The sequence below is a fragment of the Flavipsychrobacter sp. genome, assembly GCA_041392855.1.
In the GTDB taxonomy this organism is placed as follows: Bacteria; Bacteroidota; Bacteroidia; order Chitinophagales; family Chitinophagaceae; genus UBA5543.
Window position 1 is genome coordinate 1,506,031 of record JAWKLD010000001.1, and the last position, 21,278, is coordinate 1,527,308.

Below are 21,278 nucleotides of genomic sequence, written 5' to 3' on the forward strand. Positions count from 1 at the left end.
TATTTTTACGTCCTTCGATATCATGGCTACAAAGAAAACAGTTACGACAAAAAAGGCTAAAGAAACACAAATTGACGATGCTATATTCATAAAAGGAGCGCGCATGCACAACCTGAAGAATATTGATGTGAGCATACCCCGAAATCAACTGATAGTAGTAACCGGTGTATCAGGTTCGGGTAAAAGTAGCCTTACTATGGACACCTTATTTGCCGAAGGCCAAAGAAGGTATGCGGAAAGCCTTAGCGCCTATGCTCGTCAGTTCCTCATGCGTATGGATAAGCCTGATGTTGATTATATAAGAGGCATTTGCCCTGCCATAGCTATCGAACAAAAAGTAACCACCCGCACACCTCGTAGTACTGTGGGTAGTATGACGGAGATCTACGACTACCTAAGGTTACTATTTGCAAGAGTGGGGAAAACCTACTCTCCCATTAGTGGAAAGGAAGTAAAAAAGGATGACATAAGTGATGTAGTAGATCATATACAAAAGCTGGAACATGGAGCTAAAGTGCAGATTATTGTTCCTTTCACTACAAAATATGATAGGAGTCGTGAAGAAGAACTAAACATCTTAATGCAAAAAGGGTTTAGCCGTGTTTATGCGCCTAAAGTAGGCAAACCGACCAGAATAGAAGATATCCTGAATGGTGAAGAAGAGTTGCCACAAAAAGATGTCTACGTCTTAATAGACCGTATCGTGACCAAAGAGTTTGAAGAAGATGATCTTCACCGCTTGGCAGATAGTATACAAACGGCATTCTATGAAAGTGAGGGCGAATGTTATTTAGAAGTTGATGGTAGCAAACCAATAATATTCAACAACAGATTTGAAGCAGATGGAATGACCTTTGAAGAGCCAAGCCCTAATCTGTTTTCATTCAACAATCCTTATGGTGCTTGCCCCAAATGTGAGGGCTTTGGCATGGTGCTAGGCGTTGATGACAATCTGGTAATACCCAACAAACAATTAAGCATTTATGAAGGCGCTGTAGCCTGTTGGCGTGGAGAAAAAATGAGTGAGTGGCAACAAAGCTTCATGCGTACTGCCACAAAAGAAGGGTTCCCTATTCATAAACCAATTGTAGATCTTTCTGAAGAGGAATATAAATTATTATGGGAAGGTAGTGATACGGTGAGCGGCATTGACGATTTCTTTAGAATGGTGGAGCAGAACTTATACAAGGTGCAGTATAGAGTAATGCAAGCCAGATATAGAGGTCGTACCACATGCCCTACCTGTAAAGGCAGCAGACTAAGGGGAGATGCCCAATATGTAAATATCAACGGCACTACCATTGCTGACTTGATGTTCATGCCAACATCAGACTTATCGGTTTGGTTCGAAGAGTTGAGTCTAACACCTCATCAAGAGCAAATAGGCAAAAGGATATTAATAGAAGTAAAGCAACGCTTGAAGACCTTATTAGATGTAGGACTTGGCTATCTGACATTAAACAGGCTTGCCAATACTTTGAGTGGTGGTGAGAGCCAACGTTTACAGCTAACAAAATTCTTGGGCAGCAATTTAACAGACTCGCTATACATTCTGGATGAGCCTAGCATTGGCTTGCACTCAAGAGACACAAAGCGACTTATAAAAGTTTTAAAACATCTACGCGATCTCGGCAATACTGTAGTAGTGGTAGAGCATGATGAAATGATGATGGAACAGGCAGACTACATTATCGACGTTGGTCCGTTAGCCAGTCATTTAGGAGGGGAAATTGTAGCATATGGTCCATATAAGGACATCATCAAAAACAAGATGAGTCTAACAGGTCAGTACCTAAAAGGAGACTTAAAAATAGAAGCACCTAAAATAAAACGTAAACCTCATGGTCATATTACTATTGAGGGCTGCCGACAACACAACCTTAAAAATATCGATGCCACCTTCCCGCTCAACGTACTATGTGTGGTAAGTGGTGTAAGTGGAAGTGGAAAAACAACACTAGTAAAAACAACGCTATACCCTGCATTACAACAACACCTTGGAGAAAGCACTGACCGACCGGGCCTACACAAAACATTAAGTGGAGATTTAGACAATATCACTATGGTGGAAATGGTAGACCAAAACCCAATTGGTAAATCTTCACGTAGTAACCCCGTTACTTATATCAAAGCTTGGGATGAAGTAAGGAAACTTTTCACCAAACAAGCGCTTGCTAAAATGCGCGGTTTTAAAGAAAAGCACTTCTCTTTCAATACTGATGGGGGTAGATGTGACACCTGTAAAGGCGAAGGCGAAGTAGTAGTAGAAATGCAATTCTTAGCAGACGTACACCTACTATGCGAAAGCTGTAAAGGCAAACGTTTTAAAGACGAGGTACTAGACGTAACCTATCGAGAGAAAAACGTCTACGATGTATTGGAGATGAGTGTTGACGAAGCCATCGACTTCTTTAAAGACGAGAAGAAACTGGCTACAGCACTACAACCATTAAGCGATGTGGGGCTTGGATATGTAAAGTTGGGACAAAGTAGCAATACCCTTAGTGGTGGTGAAGCACAACGTGTAAAACTGGCATCATTCCTTGGCAAAGGGAAATCAAAAGAAAAGGTGCTCTTTATTTTTGACGAACCAACTACAGGCTTACATTTTCACGACATCAAAAAACTACTTACATCTTTTGACGCGTTGATAGAACAAGGACACAGCATTATAGTCATAGAACATAATACCGATGTTATAAAAAGTGCCGACTATATTCTTGACATAGGTCCAGAAGGCGGTGCAGGTGGCGGACAGCTATTATTCTCCGGCAAGCCTGAAGATCTAAAAAAAGTAAAGGAAAGCTATACGGGCCAATACCTATAAAACTTTAAGGGGCAAACATAAGCTTGGTCATTAGAACGTATACTAGCAGTATAAAAAAGGTGTCTATTGCCATCATCCACTTCAACTTGCTCTTGTATACCAAACCTATGATACCTATAGTAGTAATAAGTATTGTGCCCATAGATGGCACTAGTAACTCTTGCGATATATTCTCCAGCAAAGGCCCCTTGGTGTAAACCATATCATTAAGCGCCAATACAAAAATATTAAACACATTACTACCCAGCACATTGCCTACAGCCATATCTACAGAGCCATGCCTAACCGCCATAATACTGATAACGATTTCTGGCAATGAAGTGGACAAGGCTAAAAAAACCGTTCCAAACACACCTTCGCCCATACCCGTATTTGCAGCAATGGTTTCTCCATAATAAGGCAAGAACATGGCCGCAACAACTACTATTAATGCAAAGAAAATATACCTACTGATAACGAATTGCTTAGAATAATTTTTAGTCTCCTTTTCTTCAGCATGCTCTAGTTCTAATGTTGCTTGATTGGTCTTTGGCCTTTTTTCATAGTTATAAACCGATCTTATCGCAAAAAAGTAAATAAGCATAAACACCAAACTATCTCCTCCTATCCAGCCTATACGACCAAACACACCGGGTTGTAGTATGGAGAATACCACAAGACTTAATAACACAATACCAAAAGAGGCTGCTATTACATGACCTGTTTGTGCCGTATAGGTCATAGGGGGTCGCTTAGGAAAAATGATATCTAGTAAAGAGATGATAAGAATATTAAACGCACAGCTACCTATCACATTACCAACTGCCATGTCTGGCGAATCTACAATTCTAATAGAGCTAATACCTGTCACTAACTCTGGCAAAGAAGTAACTCCTGCCATAAGTATCATACCTACCCACATCTTACCCCAGCCCATTATATCAGACATCTGATCGCCATAATAAGACAACCTATTGCCAGCATACAAAATAGCGATAACACACACCAAAAAGCCTATAGTACTTTCAACCATAAATGTTCTTCTAAAACAATTTTCAAGATAACGAAAACAGAATTAAGGCAAACCTATTTCTAAGCAACAACCACTTACTTGAACAAATTATTATGGTATCGCTTCTACTAATGCCTGTGTGTACTCATGGGAGGGATGTAGTAAGACTTGATCAGCATTACCAATTTCTACTATTTTACCTGACTGCATCACCATCACCCTATCACTTATATAATGCACCACGTTTAAATCGTGAGAAATGAATAAGTAAGACAAGCCCAACTTTTCTTGCAATTCTTTAAGCAGGTTTAATATCTGCGCTTGTACACTTACATCTAACGCAGAAACGATTTCGTCACATATAATAAGCTTAGGTCTTAGCGCTAATGCTCTGGCAATACCTAACCGTTGCTTCTGACCACCTGAAAATTGATGAGGGTACCTCTTCATAGCATCGTGAGGTAGATGCACCATATCTAAAAGCCTTTTAGCCTCATCTTCCAGTTCTTGAGTTGGTACTATATGATGCACCTTCATTGGTTCCATAAGCATAGCCCCTATAGTCATTCTTGGATTTAGTGATGCAAACGGATCTTGGAAAATAATTTGCATTTCTGTTCTCATGGCATTCCAGCCCTTACTATCTAACGATGCCAAGTCCTTACCTTCATACAACACTTTACCATCAGTAATGGGCAACAATCCCATTAAGGCTTTGCCTATTGTACTCTTACCACAACCACTCTCTCCTACAAGCCCTAGCACTTCTCCCTTTTTTATTTGAAAAGAAACACCGTCTACCGCCTTGAAGAAATTAGGAACTTTGCTAAATAGACTTTTTTTCTGTTCAAAATATACCTTCAACTCATCTACTTCGAGTATACTGTCCTTTGTAGCTGTAACCTTATAAGCTCTATCCTTGGGTAGAGTATCATTAAGAAAATCAGCAACAACGGGTAGCTGTTTCCCTTTTTGATCAGGAGATGGCCTACAAGCTAACAATGCCTTTGTGTACTTATGCTGTGGTTGTTCAAGTACTGCTTTAATAGCACCATGTTCTACTACATCTCCTTTATACATTACTAACAAACTGTCGGCAGTTTTTGCTGCAAGGTTCAAGTCATGTGTAATAAAGATCATTGCGGTATTATGTTCTCGTTGCAACTCTTTCATTAACAACACTACCTCTTGCTGTACAGTAACATCCAATGCCGTCGTAGGCTCATCCGCAATTAGCAAACTAGGGTTATTGCACATAGCCATAGCGATCATAACCCTTTGCTTCTGTCCTCCCGATAGTTCGTGTGGATATCTATCATAAATACCAGAGGGGTTAGGAAGCTTAACCTTTCCTAACCATTCTACAGCAAGAGTTTTGGCCTCATTATTATTAAGTTGCTGATGTATCGTAATAGATTCCTTAAGCTGCTTACCTATTTTCATCACAGGGTTCAACGCACTCATCGGTTCCTGAAAAACCATACCTATTAGTTTACCTCTTACACCCTTTTTATGTTCCTTACCCATCAAAACATAATCAGCACCTGCTATACAAAGTGTAGCCGTTCCTGTCACATGAGCCTCTTTAGGCAACAAGCCTATTATGGAAAGTGCTGATAAAGATTTTCCTGAACCACTCTCTCCAACTATTGCTAGCGTTTTACCTTTTTCTAAACTAAAGGACAAGTCATTTACAGCAACAAATACATCCTTATCCCCAAAGGAGATACTCAACTGCTCTACATCTAGTATTTTATCTCCTTCCAGCATTAAAACTTAAGATGCTTTACTGTTTGACCATTATTGATTAGCTGCTTTAAAGAATCGATACCAATACGCAAATGCGTGTCTACATAACTCTTAGTTACGGTCATATCACTTTCAGCGGTCTTTACCCCCTCAGGGATCATAGGCTGATCGGATACCAACAACAACGCCCCTGTAGAAATCTTATTATAGAAGCCTACAGAAAATATTGTTGCCGTTTCCATATCTATGGCCATTGCTCTTATCTTTCGCAAATAGGTTTTAAACTTAGAGTCATGCTCCCAAACCCTACGATTGGTAGTATATATAGTACCGGTCCAATAATCTTTTGCATTATCCCTTATTGTAGTCGATATGGCTTTTTGTAAAGCAAAGGAAGGTAAGGCAGGTACTTCGGGAGGAAAGTAATCATCACTGGCACCATCGCCACGTATAGCAGCAATAGGCAGTATTAGATCACCAACTTTATTTTTCTTCTTCAAACCTCCGCACTTACCCAAAAATAGAACTGCTTTAGGAGATATTGCCGCCAGCAGGTCCATAATAGTAGCTGCAGAAGCACTCCCCATACCAAAGTTAATTATAGTAATACCATTAGCTGTAGAACACTGCATAGGTTTTCCTTTACCCACTACAGGCACATTATGCATTGCAGCAAACAGCTCTACATACTTACTAAAATTGCAGAGTAAAATATATTCGCCAAAACTATTCAACTCCAGCCCTGTATATCGAGGCAGCCAATTTTCAACTATTTCTTGTTTTGTTTTCATATACTTACCTAAATTTACGAAATACCAGCCTGCTTATGTCATAATAAGCTCTTAATATATTCACAGGTTAGTTTATAATGATTGATATTGACTTTTCATCGGTTGCACTAAGACTAAAGAAAGAGCATAATAAAACTTATGTCTTTGACATTATTCGTAAAGGATGGTATGTATTAACACCAGAGGAGCACGTAAGGCAATATTTCTTGCATTATATCACAGAAACATTACAATATCCTTCAAGTTTAATAGCGGTAGAAAAACTAATAGTCGTAGGTTCTTTAAGAAAACGCTTTGACATCATTGTATATAACAGGGATCATAAGCCATGGATGCTTATAGAATGTAAAGCGCCTGAAGTACCTATTACAGAGTTGACATTAAACCAGCTATTAAGCTATCAGCAAACAGCACAATGTTCCTATTGGGTTATCACCAATGGTCATCAAAACTTTTGTGCTGATGCATGCGATATAAACAATATTAAATGGCTGAATGCCCTACCTAGCTATAGTTGAGTCGTAGTTATTACTGCCCATGATAGTTAGTGCTTTCTGCACCATTATATCATCGTCATTGATTACTTTGTAATAACCATTATTATCAAACAGGATACGACCAAGTTGGGCTTTCATATGCAATAAAAAGTAGTCTTGATTATCTTTTATTTTCATCTGCAGCTTAAGTAGTTGTTTGGTAGTAGCATCGCTGTTTTTGACGTAATAGTTATAGATAACCTTAGCATCAAATTCTTTCTTGAAGGCACTTGGTAACTTGTATATACTAAGCTCTTTTTTATGCTCGAAATAGTACTGCCAAAGCTTATTGCGCATATCTATACTGTAAAGAAGTTCTAACAGACCTGCAGATATCTTTGTAGTATCGTATGGCACGTACACATCAGGAATGATACCACCACCACCATACACCACTCTTTTATTGGCGGTATAATAACGTGTTGTATCAACTATGACTACACTATCATTTCCTGTTAGTTCACCCGACTCATACCTATCCAACAAATCCTCTCTATAAGCTTGCTTACCATTCTCAAAAGACCTTTGGATACTTCTACCCGATGGGACGTAATATTTAGCGATTGTCAAACGAAGCTCAGCACCATCTTGCAAAGAATATCTATCTTGTACTAAACCCTTACCATACGTTCTTCTACCCATTATTATTCCTCTATCCCAATCTTGTACAGCGCCTGCTAAAATTTCGCTAGCAGAAGCCGAGCTTTCATCTACAAGTATCACTATTTTGCCATCTTCAAAGCCTGCTTTTTCTCCAGCCTTGTACTCTTTGTATACCGACTTATTACCCTTAGTATACACTAGTAGTTTATCACCCTTAATAAAATCGTCTGCTATATTGATAGCTTGATCTAAATAACCGCCGGGGTTCTGTCTAAGGTCTAACACCAAATGCTCCATTCCATCAGCCTTCAGTTTATTAAGTGCTTTTGCAAACTCATCATATGTAGTGTTACTAAACCTATTGATCTTGATAAAACCTGTATTGCTATCTAGCATTACAGCAGCATCAACACTAACTATAGGAATAGCACCTCTTGTTATTACTGCACTATCTATCTTATCTGTATTTACTTTTTTCAACAACACAGAAACAACAGTATGTTCCGGACCTTTTAATAAATCTGGAATTACATTAGAAGACAGTTGCTTACCGGCAATTACACTATCAGCCACTTTTATAATTCTATCGCCTTTCTCTACACCTGCTTTATCTGCCGGACCACCTTTTACTACATTAGTAACCAGCATTGTATCATTGATAACTATAAAGCTTACACCAACACCAAAAAAGCGTCCACTTAGTTTTTCTTCCACAGCGCCTAGTTCATCAGCAGGGATGTATAATGTATGAGGGTCCAAGTGGCTTAGAATACCTTCAACGGCATCAGCATACAAGGCATTACCATCAACAGTATCAACATATCTATCCTTTATCAGGTCAATTAGTTGCTCCAGCCTATCACTACGCTGAATTATTGTGGTAAGGTTTCTTTTATTTCTTAAGGAGTCTCTTAGGTTAAAACCTAAGATCATACCCAATATCAGTATGAGAGAAAATAATATTGGAGTCCAAACCTTTAACCTTTCCTTGCCTGTATTACTCATTATATAATATAATAGCTGCGAAGTTAATGGCTATTCTGGATATATAAAGAGATTAAGACAAGTGGGCTTATTTTTTATGAAAGTTTATAGTAAAAAAACAAATTTCTCATTGGTAGAGAGCTAACAATAAAATAGTTTTACAGCATTATATAATTTACTTGAAAAAATAATAATGGCAATATTATTAGCCGAAAGTGGATCAACAAAAACAGACTGGTGTTTGATACACGATTCAGGCAAAACTACTAAGTACAAGACAACAGGTATCAATCCTTATATACAAACAAAGGAAGACATATTCAAGGTACTTGACGAAGAGCTAAAATGGCCAAGTAAAAAAGCAACAATAAATTCAGTTGTTTTTTATGGTGCTGGCGCTGGCAATCCTCTTAAGCAGAAAGAGCTTAAAGGCTACCTTAAGGAATACTTCAAAGTAAGAAAAGTTGAAGTAGATGGAGATATGATGGCGGCAGCTAAAGGTATATGTGGCGACGAAAAAGGTGTAGTATGTATCTTAGGCACGGGTAGCAACTCTTGCTATTATAATGGTAGCAAAATAAAGAAACAACATGCCTCTCTAGGTTATATCGCTGGCGACGAAGGAAGTGGAAACCATATGGGTAAACGTATTTTACGCTATTACGCTTACAATACATTCGATATGGAACTTAAAGCTCAGTTTGAATATATGTTTGGCGATAATGTACCTGTTATATTAGACAAGCTATATAAAGAACTATTCCCTAATAGATACCTAGCTAGTTTTGTACCCTTCTTATCTCAAAACAGAGGGCATTATATGGTGGAAAACATCATTGAAGACAGCTTGAATGAATTCTTCACCCAACATGTACTTAAATATAGAGAGAGTTGGAACATGCCTATCAGCTTCACTGGTTCAGTAGCTTATGAGTTTAGAGACCTTATCAAAAAGATCTGTGAGCAAAGCGGACTTACTCTTGGCAAAATAGAGAAAAGCCCTATGGCTAGCCTTATCAAGTATCATAAAAATAAAATGCTAGAAGCCACAAAGAAATAAATCAAGTAGCCTTTAGCGTCATCTTTTATAATTAATAAATGCCTCTTGTATTTCAAGAGGCATTTATTTTTATGCGTAAACTCTTCTGTGATTCTAATAAACTTATGAATGCAATACAAAAGTACATGGCATGAAAAAGCCCCGCTAAATGCGGGGCTTAATATTATCTATAAGAGAACTTATATTAGTTTCTTCTTAAGTTCGGGAATGGAGGAGCAACGTTAGCTGGTCCTTCTTCACCTGGCATAGCCGAACGATACATAACAGAGTTAGGATCTCCTGCTTGACCATATTGGAAGATGAAACGGTTACGGTCTACACCGTGAGTTTCGCTCATGTACTCTATGATAGAGTTAACACGATCCCAAGAACGTTGTTGTTGTACTTTACTGCTGTTACCAGAACCTGTAATAACTACTTTACAAGTTGGGTTAGCTTGCATTTGAGCTGCAAGAACAGCTAGCATACCCTTAGAAGCTTGACTCAAACGAGAAGAGCTACCAGAGAATGAGATGCTACCAGCACCGATAGTACCACATGGAGGAGCCATTGTACCGCAATCTTCTGGGCAAGGGCATTTACCAACACCATCAGCATCAACTGGTTGACACTCAGTAGGAGTGATTAATTGCTTATCACGATCGTCAGGAACACCGTCACCATCAGTATCAAGAGGACAACCATGGCTGTCAACTGCAACACCTGCAGGAGTACCAGGACATTTGTCGAATTGATCAGTAATACCGTCACCGTCAGAATCAGGTAGAATTGGATCAGGAAGTTGCATATGACGTGGGTAGCTAAGCTCGTTGTAAGCGTGATCTAGTGGATTTAACCAGTATAGAGGCTCAACACTCTTAGTTTTGTTACCCAAGTTGAAGTTAAGACCTAAGCTAAGATAGTTAATGATATCGTTGCTTCTAGAAAGTACTGGAGAACCAGTATTTTGACCTGAAGCCCAACGTTGACCATCTAATAGATCTTCACTTGGCATTGTTATACGATCTTCAATAGAGATGTTGAAACGTTTGCTAACGCGGAACTGAGCACCACCACCGAAACTTGGAGCAAATACCAAAGTTTTGTTGTTGAATATCTCAGGACGACGACCATCACGCTCGTTTTCAGCATCAGTCTCGTAAGTACCGTCTAAACCTGCTTGAAGTAGGTCACGGATCTGCTTCTTATTCTCATGAATTTGAGGAAGAACACCAGGACCACCACCAGTTAAAGCGTTAGAACGGAAATCATATCTTTGATAGTTAGCATCTAATGCGTCAACACGAGTATTGAACGCTAGAGCACCAACACCTACAAATGCATACAGAGAAAGACCTGTTTGCGCTTTGTGGAATTTGATATTAGTTAATGACGCCATCATATCGAAGTTCAATTGGTGAGACTCCATACGATAGTTGTGCATAATTGGATCTGGCGTAGGAACTTGAGTACCACCAACACCACCTTGGCTGTTAGTACCACCAAAGTTAGGCGCTAGAGCCCACTGTGGAGTGTAACCATTGTTAGTCCAAGCCTTGTTAAATCTGTAGTTGATATCTTCTTGCCACTGTAAGCCTTTAGCTATACCGTAGTTATATTGTAAACGAGAAGAGAATACATAACCCCATGCCTTACGGATGTGTGCATGTAGACCGTATCCACCTTTTTGCCATAACATTAGCGAAGGAACGTCACCAGAAACATTATATAGACCACCGCCTACACCAATCTCCCACATGTTACGTGGTTTTGCTGGGAAAGCATATTGATGGTTCAAGAATTTACGGTGTTGATCCATTCGAGAACGTGGCACATAATTAGAATCAAGCACATCGTAGCTTTGACCGCGATAAGTCATATCACGACCTGACCACTGTGCCGCCTCTTGTGCGAAAACTGGCTGTGCTGCCATAACAGAGCATAAACCAGCTAGTAATAGGTACTTTTTGTTGACCATAACAGATTTGTTTATTTAAAGAATTTTGGTTAAATTTTTCAAATACAATGACAAAGATATATCAGAGCAATCAAAAAAACAAAGAACAAAACATAATTGTTTAATTGTTTTTTCCCACAGCTAATGCAATATTCATGCCATTAGATTACTTTTAACTCCAAAAATAATCTGACGCAAAGCTACAACGTTTTGCATACTTTTTCGCATTAGTCTACAATATTTCATGAAACTTGTTAAAAAGGTAATAGGAGAAGAACTTAAATTATTCGAAAAGAAATTTGCGGAGAACGTCTGGGTATCTAATCCATTACTAAACAGGGTTTTACGCTTTATAATAAAACGAAAGGGAAAACAAATGAGACCAATGTTTGTCTTTCTCTCTGCTAAAATTGCCGGTAGCATAAAAGAAGATACTTACAGGGCAGCTTCTCTTATAGAGTTATTACACACCGCTACTCTAGTTCATGACGATGTGGTAGACAATGCCATGATAAGGCGTAACTTCTTTTCTATCAATGCCTTATGGGAGAGTAAAATAGCCGTCCTTGTAGGCGATTTCTTATTATCAAAAGGGCTCCTGCTCTCTCTAGAACATGAAGATTATGATATCTTGAAAATCACCTCTAGAGCTGTTAAGGAAATGAGCGAGGGGGAGTTATTACAAATAGAAAAGGCTAGAAAACTAGACATTAAAGAAGACATTTACTTTGACATCATAAAGGCAAAAACAGCCTCCTTACTATCTGCCGCTTGCTCTGCAGGCGCATTCTCTGCTACCGAGGACAAGGAACTAACAGAGCATTTTCGCCAATTTGGGGAGAATGTAGGCATTGCCTTTCAGATAAAGGACGACCTATTTGATTACGGAAAAGATAATATTGGCAAACCTACAGGGATAGACATTAAAGAGAAGAAAATGACCCTACCCCTTATCTACACATTGCAAAATGTAGATAAAGAGACCAAACGAAAGATCATTTACATAGTTAAGAACAACAATACCGACAAAAAGAAGGTAAACGAGGTGATAGACATCGTACAACAGTCGGGCGGTATTGAATACTCTGTTCAAAAAATGAAGGACTACCAGAACAAGGCATTAAGCATGCTTGATAAATTTCCCCCTTCTGAGGCTAAAGATGCCATGAAAGAACTAGTAGACTACGTCATTGATAGGAAATACTAATATCAGGATCATTACTCACTTCCTTTTTTCCTGATAGGATTCCTTAAATTGCATCTCTTGATTATTTCCATACTATACAAAAGGACTATTTGTGAGTCAGAACAATATTGAGGTGCTTGGAGCTCGAGTACACAATTTAAAAAACATAGACGTCTCCATTCCTAAGAACAAGCTGGTGGTCATTACAGGCATTAGCGGTTCCGGAAAATCATCTTTAGCATTCGATACCATTTTTGCAGAGGGGCAAAGAAGATACATGGAAAGCTTTGCGGCATATGCTCGTCAATTCATGGGCGATCTTGACCGCCCTGATGTAGATAAAGTGTCGGGCCTTTCTCCTGTAATTTCTATTGAACAAAAAACTACGAATCGCAATCCTCGTTCCACTGTCGGTACTGTAACTGAAGTATATGACTTTATGCGTCTCTTATTTGCTCGTGCGGGTGAAGCTTACTCTTACAACACGGGTAAAAAAATGACACGCTTTAGCGAGGAAGAGATAGTAGCCCATGTGCAAGAGCATTTTAAAGACAAGAAAATAGTATTACTGGCTCCTATAGTAAGAGGAAGAAAGGGACACTACCGTGAGCTATTCGAACAATTTCGCAAACAAGGATACTTACGTGTAAGAATAGATGGAGAGATAAAAGAACTAAAAGAACGCATGCAAGTGGATAGGTATAAGATCCACGATATAGAGCTGGTGATTGATAGACTAATTGTTCAGAACGATGCTACGGCAAGACTAAGCCAAAGCATACAAAAAGCACTACAACTAGGTAAAGAGCTACTCTTTGTTTTGGATATGGAACAAGAGGACATTAAACAATATAGCCGTCAATTAATGTGTGCCGATACTGGCATCTCCTATGAAGAGCCATCACCCAACACGTTCTCTTTCAACTCTCCGTACGGTGCTTGCCCTAAATGTAAAGGTTTGGGTAGTGTCTATTTGGTAAATATGGAAGAGGTGCTGCCCGATGAGAACTTAAGCATAAAAGACGGAGCTATAGCACCACTAGGAGAAGAGCGTGATGCTTGGACCTTTAAGCAAGCAACCATACTCGCCAAGAAAAACAAAATACCCCTAAACAAACCTTTAAAGAGCTTATCTGAAAAACAGAAAAATATTCTGCTCTATGGTAATGAGGAAGGGGTAATTACTTATGAGGAAGCCGCAGAAGCCGGCAACTACGAAGAAGCCATTACAGAGCACAGCTACGAGGGTATCATCAACATGGTATTACGCTGGTTTAACGAGACTACCTCAGAGGCTATAAGAGATTGGGCGGAGAAGTTCATGCAACTAGACACCTGCCCTGAATGTGAAGGAGCCAGACTAAAAAAAGAAAGTAGATGGTTTAAAGTAGCCGACAAAAATATTGCTGAACTATCGGCACTTTCTTTACAAGAACTATCCGACTGGTTTGCAAACGTTGAACAAAAACTAAACAAAAAGCAAAACACAATAGCCAAAGACATCCTTAAAGAAATAAGAGACCGTTTAAGTTTCTTATTGGACGTAGGCTTACACTACCTCAACCTCGACCGACCTACACGTACACTAAGTGGAGGTGAATCGCAAAGAATAAGACTAGCCACACAAATAGGCTCGCAACTAACAGGCATCACCTATATACTTGACGAGCCAAGTATTGGACTGCACCAAAGAGACAATCAAAGACTAATAACCGCATTACAAAATCTTAGAGACGGAGGTAATTCGGTACTCGTTGTAGAGCACGACAAAGACATCATGCTCGCTGCAGACCATTTAATAGATATTGGTCCGGCAGCAGGTGTACATGGCGGGCAGATAGTAAGTTCAGGAACACCTAAGGAAGTTTTAAAAACAAACACAACAACTGCTGGCTACCTCAACCACGAGTTAGCCATTGAGATTCCTAAAAACAGAAGAAAAGGTAACGGCAACAAACTAGAGCTAAAAGGAGCAAGCGGTAATAACTTACAAAATGTGAACGTTAGTTTCCCTTTAGGGACATTTATTTGTGTAACAGGTGTTTCAGGAAGCGGCAAGAGTACATTAATCAATGAAACGTTATACCCTACTCTAGCCAAGCATTGTTATCCAAAGTTCAAGAAAGTACCCATGCCTTTTAAGAAGGTTACAGGACTGGAGCATATTGACAAGGTGATAGAAATAGACCAAAGCCCTATAGGCAGAACACCTAGAAGCAACCCTGCTACCTATTGTGGTTTCTTTACCGATATAAGACAGCTTTTTGCACAAGTACCCGAAGCAAAGATCAGAGGTTATAATCCAGGGCGCTTTTCCTTCAATGTAAAAAGCGGAAGGTGTGAAGAATGTCAAGGAGGGGGTATGCGTACTATAGAAATGAACTTCTTACCTGATGTATATGTGCCTTGCGAAAAATGTAATGGCAAGAGATATAATAGAGAAACATTAGAAATTAGGTATAAAGGAAAATCTATTTCTGACATACTCAACATGACCGTTGATGAAGCTGTGTCTTTTTTCGAGAATATCCACTACCTATACAGAAAGATAAAGACGCTACAAGATGTAGGCTTGGGCTATGTAACACTAGGACAAAGCGCTGTAACACTTAGCGGAGGAGAAGCACAACGGGTTAAACTAGCAACAGAGCTTTCTAAAAGAGACACAGGGCAAACGATATATATACTTGACGAGCCTACTACTGGCTTGCACTTTCAAGACATCCAACACTTACTTGATGTACTAAATAGACTGGTAGACAAAGGGAATACAGTATTGGTAATAGAACACAACTTAGATGTTGTAAAAGTTGCCGACTATATTATTGATATGGGACCAGAAGGTGGCAAAGGAGGAGGAAGTGTAGTAGCTAAAGGAACACCTGAAAATGTTATTAAAGCAAGTAAAAGCCATACGGGTAGATTCTTAAAACTAGAATTATAAATAAAGGGCAGTAATTACTGCCCTTTATTTATTTCACATATTTTCCTTGTTATTGTACTAATACTTTTCTGCTGATCTTCTCACCCGCCGAGCTATGCAATCTTAATGTATAAACACCTGAAGCCATCGATGAAACATCGATTATTGCAAAGTCTTTAAAGCCACCCTCTGCTACTCTTTGTCCCACAACGTTAAACAAGCCATAATCATAAGAATAATTAGTATCTGAAACTATATTAAGCTGCTTAGTAGCAGGCACAGGAAATACAGTAATGTGATTACTAAACGATACAGAAGCAATATCAGCTGGCCAATTGTTTATCTTGAAATTACTATTACTCACATCAAAAAACACATTGCCATCTGCTTTAACTTTTACTCTAGCAGTATTGGTGTTTGTACCTGTTGGAACAGTAATGGTTTCACTACCATCATTTGCGGTATTAGCTGCCAATGTAAAAGGATATGTATACCCTCCATCTACAGACAATAATATCGTAACATTACTACAGTTAACAGGAGCTGTAGTCGTCTGTGCCACATCCCAAGTAACGGTTTGCGTACTACCTATCTGCCAATAGTCTGAAGACTGATTCGGAGCAGTTACTAAAAAAGGCCCTGAAGTTGTAGTAACATGTAAACGAACTGTTTCATCAGAAAGATTGAATGTTCCTGTACCATTGAACATATCTCTAACGGTGAGTTTAAATTCTAACTTACGCCCTACTTCAGGTAGCTTTTCTCCTAAGTAATTCAAGTTATTATTCAATATAGAATCTAGGACAGGAAATACACGCCAGCGACTAGCTGTTGGTTTAAACGAACGGAACAAAGGACCATCCTGTTTAGTATCACTAAAACTTTTTCCAAAATCACCTAGATCATACTCTTCCCAACAGTAGGTAATACCATTGTTATCTGCATCAGTTGCCAACGGAGCTTCTAGCTCAAAAGGAGTTAAATATGGGACATCATAAGTCTTTTTTATAGAAGCTACAACAGGAGGTGTATTACCAGCAGCACTAGTAGTAGCGCAGCTACCACCTGTAACTATGTTCGTAATAAAGTCAGACACTTGGTCTAAGCTCTTTGCATGAAAATAATCATCACTTTGGTTGGCCACATCATTACCGTTACAGATACCAGCATATGCCATTATCGTAGAACCTCCACCCGGCTCATAAGCACTAATATTTGTACCGTTGCCTGCGCAAGCACCCGTTGCCGCGTTAAAGGTATGTGTTGCTCCAAATTGATGCCCCATTTCATGAGCAACATAATCTATATCAAAAAGATCTCCTGTTGGTTTTGCTTGCCCTGTTACACCTCTTGCTTTCGCATTAAAATCGCAAACACTTTGAAGATCGGCAATACCACCACCACCTGTGCTGAATACATGTCCAATATCGTAATTGATCTTACCAATTACATTATCGATCTTCGTTTGATTCTCTGCTTGCATAGTTACACCACTCGAGTTGGTATAACCATCATTACTATTTAGGAATATTAATTGGTCGTTATTAGCCACCAGCTCCATAGTAACGCCAAACTCTCTTTGGTATACACCATTCACTCTAGCCATTGTTGTATTCATGGCACTAAGCACCAAAGGTTTTGTAGGCGTACCCGGCGTTACAGCATTGGCATATTCTCCTGTACAAGCAAGTGCGAGTCTATATTTTCTTTTGGTGGCTCCATTAGTTTTCAAAGCTACTTTTGGTAGACCACCATTAGAAAGGTCAAACCTTGCATTACTTATATCTTCAGGGCCATCGTTAGCATCGCTATTAGCACAAAAATGCTCTTTACCAGCAGGCTTGGCATAATCACTTTTATAATAGCAGAGATAGTACCTATCGTCTGATTTGGTATAAGGGTCAATAACATAATCGTTACCAGTACCCGTATACACCATTGCATCAAAGCCAAAAGCAGTAATATTTATCTTGGCAGTAACTCTAGGATCGTCAACAGCTACAGCTGTATAGTTTTTTATCTCAGGATATTTTTCAGCAAGCTCTTCAGCCATTATTGATTCTTCCCAAACTTTAAAATTCATCATCCCACCCTTAGGATTAGGAATTTGTAGCACTACTGCGTTTTCAAAAGAAGAAGCTGTTGTCAATTGTGTTTTCATATAGTCTACACTTAAAGCATAGACCAAAGACTTTTGCGGATAGAGTTCTCTTTCACCTTTTGCGGGAACATTATTACTAGCCACAGAGCGCCACATAGTCATCTCTATAGCATTAGCACTATATGTACCTACGGTAAAAAGCAAAAGAAATAAGGTTAGTTTTTTCATTCTGGTTTATATTATCTATTAACGATCGTATCGTATTTTATGAGACTTCATTTTAGGAGTTTCCTTATACACACCTTCTTTATTGGCTTCCATCTCTTGGGCTTTCTCATACACAACATAATAGAAGTTACCATTAGCTTCCATGGGCATAATATCATACTGTTGTGTTGCCGATCTTATTTGCCCACTCATCTTGGTTCCATCAAAAGACAGATTCAACTCATAGCCATCTTTCTCCCCTTTTGCTAGTATAGTATTGGGGTACATTTTCAGCATTTTAGGACTAACATCTTTACGCTGTTCTACAGGAAATACGATACACCCATAAGGCAACGGCACTACGGTTTCTAACGGCTGAGTAGTTTTATTATTTTTTACCGCAAGAAAAAAAGCATTCAATTGCTCTTTACTTAAAGTATACACTTTGTAAACTTTGGGCAAGACAACCACTTTCGTATCGTCGTACAAAACAGATTGCTTTTCTTTGACCCAGTCCAAATGCTCTTTCCCTACACCAACAGGCATATCGGCACAAGCTACCTTCTTCTTAGTAGCCTTTGTCTTATTATTATCGGTTAGCTTTTCTGCCCCATTGCACGCCGACAGTATTACTCCAGCAATAGCTATTGTAAAAATCTTCTTCATGAACACTAAATATACACTTAGCTATAAAAATACGAAAAAGAGAGTCACAACAGTACTACTTCTTCAGGCTTCTGATACCCAACCTCAAAGAGTTAAGAATAAGCACCACATCGCTCAACGCCATGATACCTGCCCCATAGGTAGGCTTTAGCATGCCGGCAGCCGCTACAGGTATTGCCACGATATTGTAAATAAATGCCCAGAAAAGGTTTTGCTTAATGGTCTGGTCGGTATAAATACCTAAACGTATAGCCTTAGGCAGTGTTGATAGTTGGTTATTAGATAATATGATATTTGCCGACTGGATGGCTATTTGAGTAGATTCACTTAGAGAGATACCTACTGTGGCCCTAGCCAATGCAGGAGCATCGTTTATACCATCGCCCACCATAGCTGTAGGTGCTGCTTCTAAAAGCTCATCTAGTTTTTTATTTTTTTGCTCAGGAGTTTGTTGTGCATACACTTCTTCAATGCCTAGTTCATTAGCCAAGTGCTCACATTTCTCTTTTTTATCGCCACTAAGCAGTATGGTTTTGTACCCCATACGTTTCAGCTCATCAATCGTTTCTTTAGCATCAGGTCGTAAGGTGTCCGTTATTTTTATAGCGCCTGCATAAGAGCCATTCTTATACAAGTATAGATCATACCCTGTGAGCTTTTCTACACTAGTATGCAACCAAAGCTCCGAGCCCAACTGCCATTTATCTCCATTGGCATCTACTGCTTCCATTCCCTTAGCCTTCACTTCATCAACTTTTTCTAATTGTACATTCTCCGTATTGCTCCATTGCTTTGATATAGACTTAGCAATAGGATGAGAAGAATAAGACTCTATAGCTGCTACTATAGACTTAAACGTTGCAGCTTCCATCACTGTATCAAAAGAAGATATCTCCAGCTTACCCGTAGTTAGCGTACCTGTTTTGTCAAATACGACCTGTTTGATTTGCTTTAAGCGTTCTAGAGTGTCTCCCCCCTTCACCAACATACCATTACGTGCCGCCCTACCAAGACCTACGGCAACTGCAGCAGGGGTAGCCAAGCCCATAGCACACGGGCAAGAGATAACCATCACGGCTATGCTACGCATCATAGCACTTTCGAAGCTAACATCAAATGCCAGCCAGCTAACTAGAAAAGTAAGTAGAGCAATGCCTAAAACTGCAGGCACAAAAATGGCGCTTATCTTATCGGCAAGTTTCTGCAATGGTGGCTTAGTACCCTGAGCTTCTCTTACTAGTTTAATGATGTTAGACAATATTGACTGGCTACCAACTGTGGTGGCTTCTATCTTTATATTACCATCCATCACCATTGTTCCGCCTATCACTTCTTCTGTTTCCTTCTTTCTTATCGGCAGGCTCTCCCCTGTTATCATATGCTCATCCACTTCCGCTTCGCCACTTATCACGACTCCGTCTACTGGTATACTATCACCAGTATTTACTAATATCATATCCCCCTTCTTTACATACTTACTCTCCACCTCCAGCATGGTCTCCTTACCTATACTGTCAGTCATCACTATTTTAGCTTTCTGTGGTTGTAAGTTTACTAGCGCATCTATAGCCGTAGTAGTAGCTTTTACAGTTTTATGTTCCAGCCAGTTACCAACCATAACCAAAGTGATAATAGAGGCTGTAGTTTCAAAGAACATATAATCCCTAACAGCATCTGTATAATAAAACAGCCCGATAAGAGAATAGATATATGCAGCAGAAGCGCCAATAATTATCAGCACATCCATATTAGGTATACCATGCTTTAATGAACGAAAAGCACTCTTACCAAAAACAATTAGACCTATTATATATACTGGCGTAGATAATACTAGCTGCACCCAAGGGTTGTGCAAATAATGCCAGTTAACAAACATGTGCAGCAACAATGGAACAGTAAGCATCGCACAAATAATTAAATACAGTGATGTCTTATCAGACCTTCCTGTATTGGTACCTGTTCCTTCAATTGCATTATCATCGTCCCGCACAACTCGATAGCCCAAATCGTCGATAGCGTTGTAAACATTATCCACCTCCTCTTCTTCTACGATGGTAAAGCTCACCTCTCCCGATGCTGCATTAGCAGATATATTTGAAGCTCCTTTTTTTTCCAAGAGCTTTGATATTGTAATAGCACAGTTGCCGCAGGTCATTCCTTCAACAACTGTAGAATATGTCTTATCCATATGATATAGTTATATGGCCTACCGCTTATATTTGCATCATGGCGGCACAACCGATATTACAAATTTCCTATTCTTTAGCCAATATAGAAAATGCAGTGCATCAGTTCTGGCAATATGCACATCAATACCAAGTATTTGCTTTTAGTGGCGATATGGGTGCCGGCAAAACCACATTCATTACGGCACTATGTCATTACCTAAAAGTAGAAGATACCGTTAGCAGCCCTACGTTTTCGCTCATCAATGAATATACCTTCCAACAAAACGGTATTGCTAAAAAAATATACCATATGGACTGGTATAGACTAAAAGATGCAGACGAAGCCATTGATGCCGGTGTAGAAGACACTATACTTCGTACAGACTGCTACTCTATAGTAGAATGGCCAGAAAAAGCCATTGAGCTGCTACCCAAGAAACATCTATGGGTAAGTATTGCAAACAATGGCGATAATGAGCGTACGATGAACGTATGGGTAAAAGATTAATACTCAATACGCTAAGTTTAGCACACTATATTTTTTACCTTA

At 39.3% G+C, this 21,278-nt stretch carries 14 protein-coding genes; 6 read left to right on the top strand and 8 right to left on the bottom strand.

The window, feature by feature from the left end:
- Nucleotides 1-22 precede the first annotated feature (22 nt).
- Entirely contained in the window at nt 23-2,827 is a 2,805-nt protein-coding gene (gene uvrA, locus R2800_07100; protein MEZ5016801.1) for an excinuclease ABC subunit UvrA, read from the top strand.
- 4 nt (nt 2,828-2,831) lie between these two features.
- On the opposite strand, the gene R2800_07105 is transcribed toward uvrA (R2800_07100), so the two are convergent.
- From R2800_07105 to R2800_07115, 3 genes are all read right to left on the bottom strand, one after another.
- Nucleotides 2,832-3,839 (bottom strand): hypothetical protein, encoded by a 1,008-nt coding sequence (locus R2800_07105; GenBank protein ID MEZ5016802.1) that lies wholly within the window; start codon nt 3,837-3,839, stop codon nt 2,832-2,834.
- Between the two features lie 90 nt (nt 3,840-3,929).
- On the bottom strand, nt 3,930-5,588 hold the full coding sequence (locus R2800_07110) for an ABC transporter ATP-binding protein (protein MEZ5016803.1): 1,659 nt from the start codon (nt 5,586-5,588) through the stop codon (nt 3,930-3,932).
- The gene (locus R2800_07115; GenBank protein ID MEZ5016804.1) at nt 5,588-6,358 is read right to left on the bottom strand and encodes an AMP nucleosidase; all 771 of its coding nucleotides are present in this window, start codon (nt 6,356-6,358) and stop codon (nt 5,588-5,590) included. The genes R2800_07110 and R2800_07115 overlap by 1 nt, the downstream gene beginning before the upstream one ends.
- Before the next feature lie 77 nt (nt 6,359-6,435).
- On the opposite strand from R2800_07115, the gene R2800_07120 reads away from it, so the two are divergent.
- Entirely contained in the window at nt 6,436-6,876 is a 441-nt protein-coding gene (locus tag R2800_07120) for a type I restriction enzyme HsdR N-terminal domain-containing protein (GenBank protein ID MEZ5016805.1), read from the top strand.
- On the opposite strand, the gene R2800_07125 is transcribed toward R2800_07120, so the two are convergent.
- The gene (locus R2800_07125; GenBank protein MEZ5016806.1) at nt 6,859-8,502 is read right to left on the bottom strand and encodes a S41 family peptidase; all 1,644 of its coding nucleotides are present in this window, start codon (nt 8,500-8,502) and stop codon (nt 6,859-6,861) included. The genes R2800_07120 and R2800_07125 overlap by 18 nt on opposite strands.
- Nucleotides 8,503-8,674: 172 nt before the next feature.
- Here R2800_07125 and R2800_07130 point away from each other — a divergent pair, with 172 nt between their 5' ends.
- The gene (locus R2800_07130) at nt 8,675-9,541 is read left to right on the top strand and encodes an N-acetylglucosamine kinase (GenBank protein MEZ5016807.1); all 867 of its coding nucleotides are present in this window, start codon (nt 8,675-8,677) and stop codon (nt 9,539-9,541) included.
- A 184-nt stretch (nt 9,542-9,725) separates the two neighbouring features.
- On the opposite strand, the gene R2800_07135 is transcribed toward R2800_07130, so the two are convergent.
- Nucleotides 9,726-11,498, bottom strand: a complete 1,773-nt coding sequence (locus tag R2800_07135; protein ID MEZ5016808.1) for a hypothetical protein — start codon at nt 11,496-11,498, stop codon at nt 9,726-9,728.
- A 223-nt stretch (nt 11,499-11,721) separates the two neighbouring features.
- Between R2800_07135 and R2800_07140 the strand changes: the two genes are divergently transcribed.
- Together R2800_07140 and uvrA (R2800_07145) are read left to right on the top strand one after the other, a co-directional pair.
- On the top strand, nt 11,722-12,684 hold the full coding sequence (locus R2800_07140; GenBank protein MEZ5016809.1) for a polyprenyl synthetase family protein: 963 nt from the start codon (nt 11,722-11,724) through the stop codon (nt 12,682-12,684).
- Nucleotides 12,685-12,775: 91 nt separating this feature from the next.
- Nucleotides 12,776-15,607 (top strand): excinuclease ABC subunit UvrA, encoded by a 2,832-nt coding sequence (uvrA, locus tag R2800_07145; GenBank protein MEZ5016810.1) that lies wholly within the window; start codon nt 12,776-12,778, stop codon nt 15,605-15,607.
- 49 nt (nt 15,608-15,656) lie between these two features.
- On the opposite strand, the gene R2800_07150 is transcribed toward uvrA (R2800_07145), so the two are convergent.
- Genes R2800_07150 through R2800_07160 form a run of 3 tightly spaced genes read right to left on the bottom strand, consistent with a single transcriptional unit; the run spans nt 15,657 to nt 20,748 of the window.
- Entirely contained in the window at nt 15,657-17,915 is a 2,259-nt protein-coding gene (locus tag R2800_07150) for a M12 family metallo-peptidase (GenBank protein MEZ5016811.1), read from the bottom strand.
- A gap of 18 nt (nt 17,916-17,933) precedes the next feature.
- Nucleotides 17,934-18,560, bottom strand: a complete 627-nt coding sequence (locus R2800_07155) for a hypothetical protein (protein ID MEZ5016812.1) — start codon at nt 18,558-18,560, stop codon at nt 17,934-17,936.
- 55 nt (nt 18,561-18,615) lie between these two features.
- Nucleotides 18,616-20,748, bottom strand: a complete 2,133-nt coding sequence (locus tag R2800_07160; GenBank protein ID MEZ5016813.1) for a cation-translocating P-type ATPase — start codon at nt 20,746-20,748, stop codon at nt 18,616-18,618.
- Between R2800_07160 and tsaE the strand changes: the two genes are divergently transcribed.
- Nucleotides 20,736-21,236: a tRNA (adenosine(37)-N6)-threonylcarbamoyltransferase complex ATPase subunit type 1 TsaE gene (gene tsaE, locus R2800_07165; GenBank protein ID MEZ5016814.1), complete on the top strand. Its 501-nt coding sequence runs from the start codon at nt 20,736-20,738 to the stop codon at nt 21,234-21,236. The two genes, R2800_07160 and tsaE, sit on opposite strands and share 13 nt — an antisense overlap.
- Nucleotides 21,237-21,278: the final 42 nt, after the last annotated feature.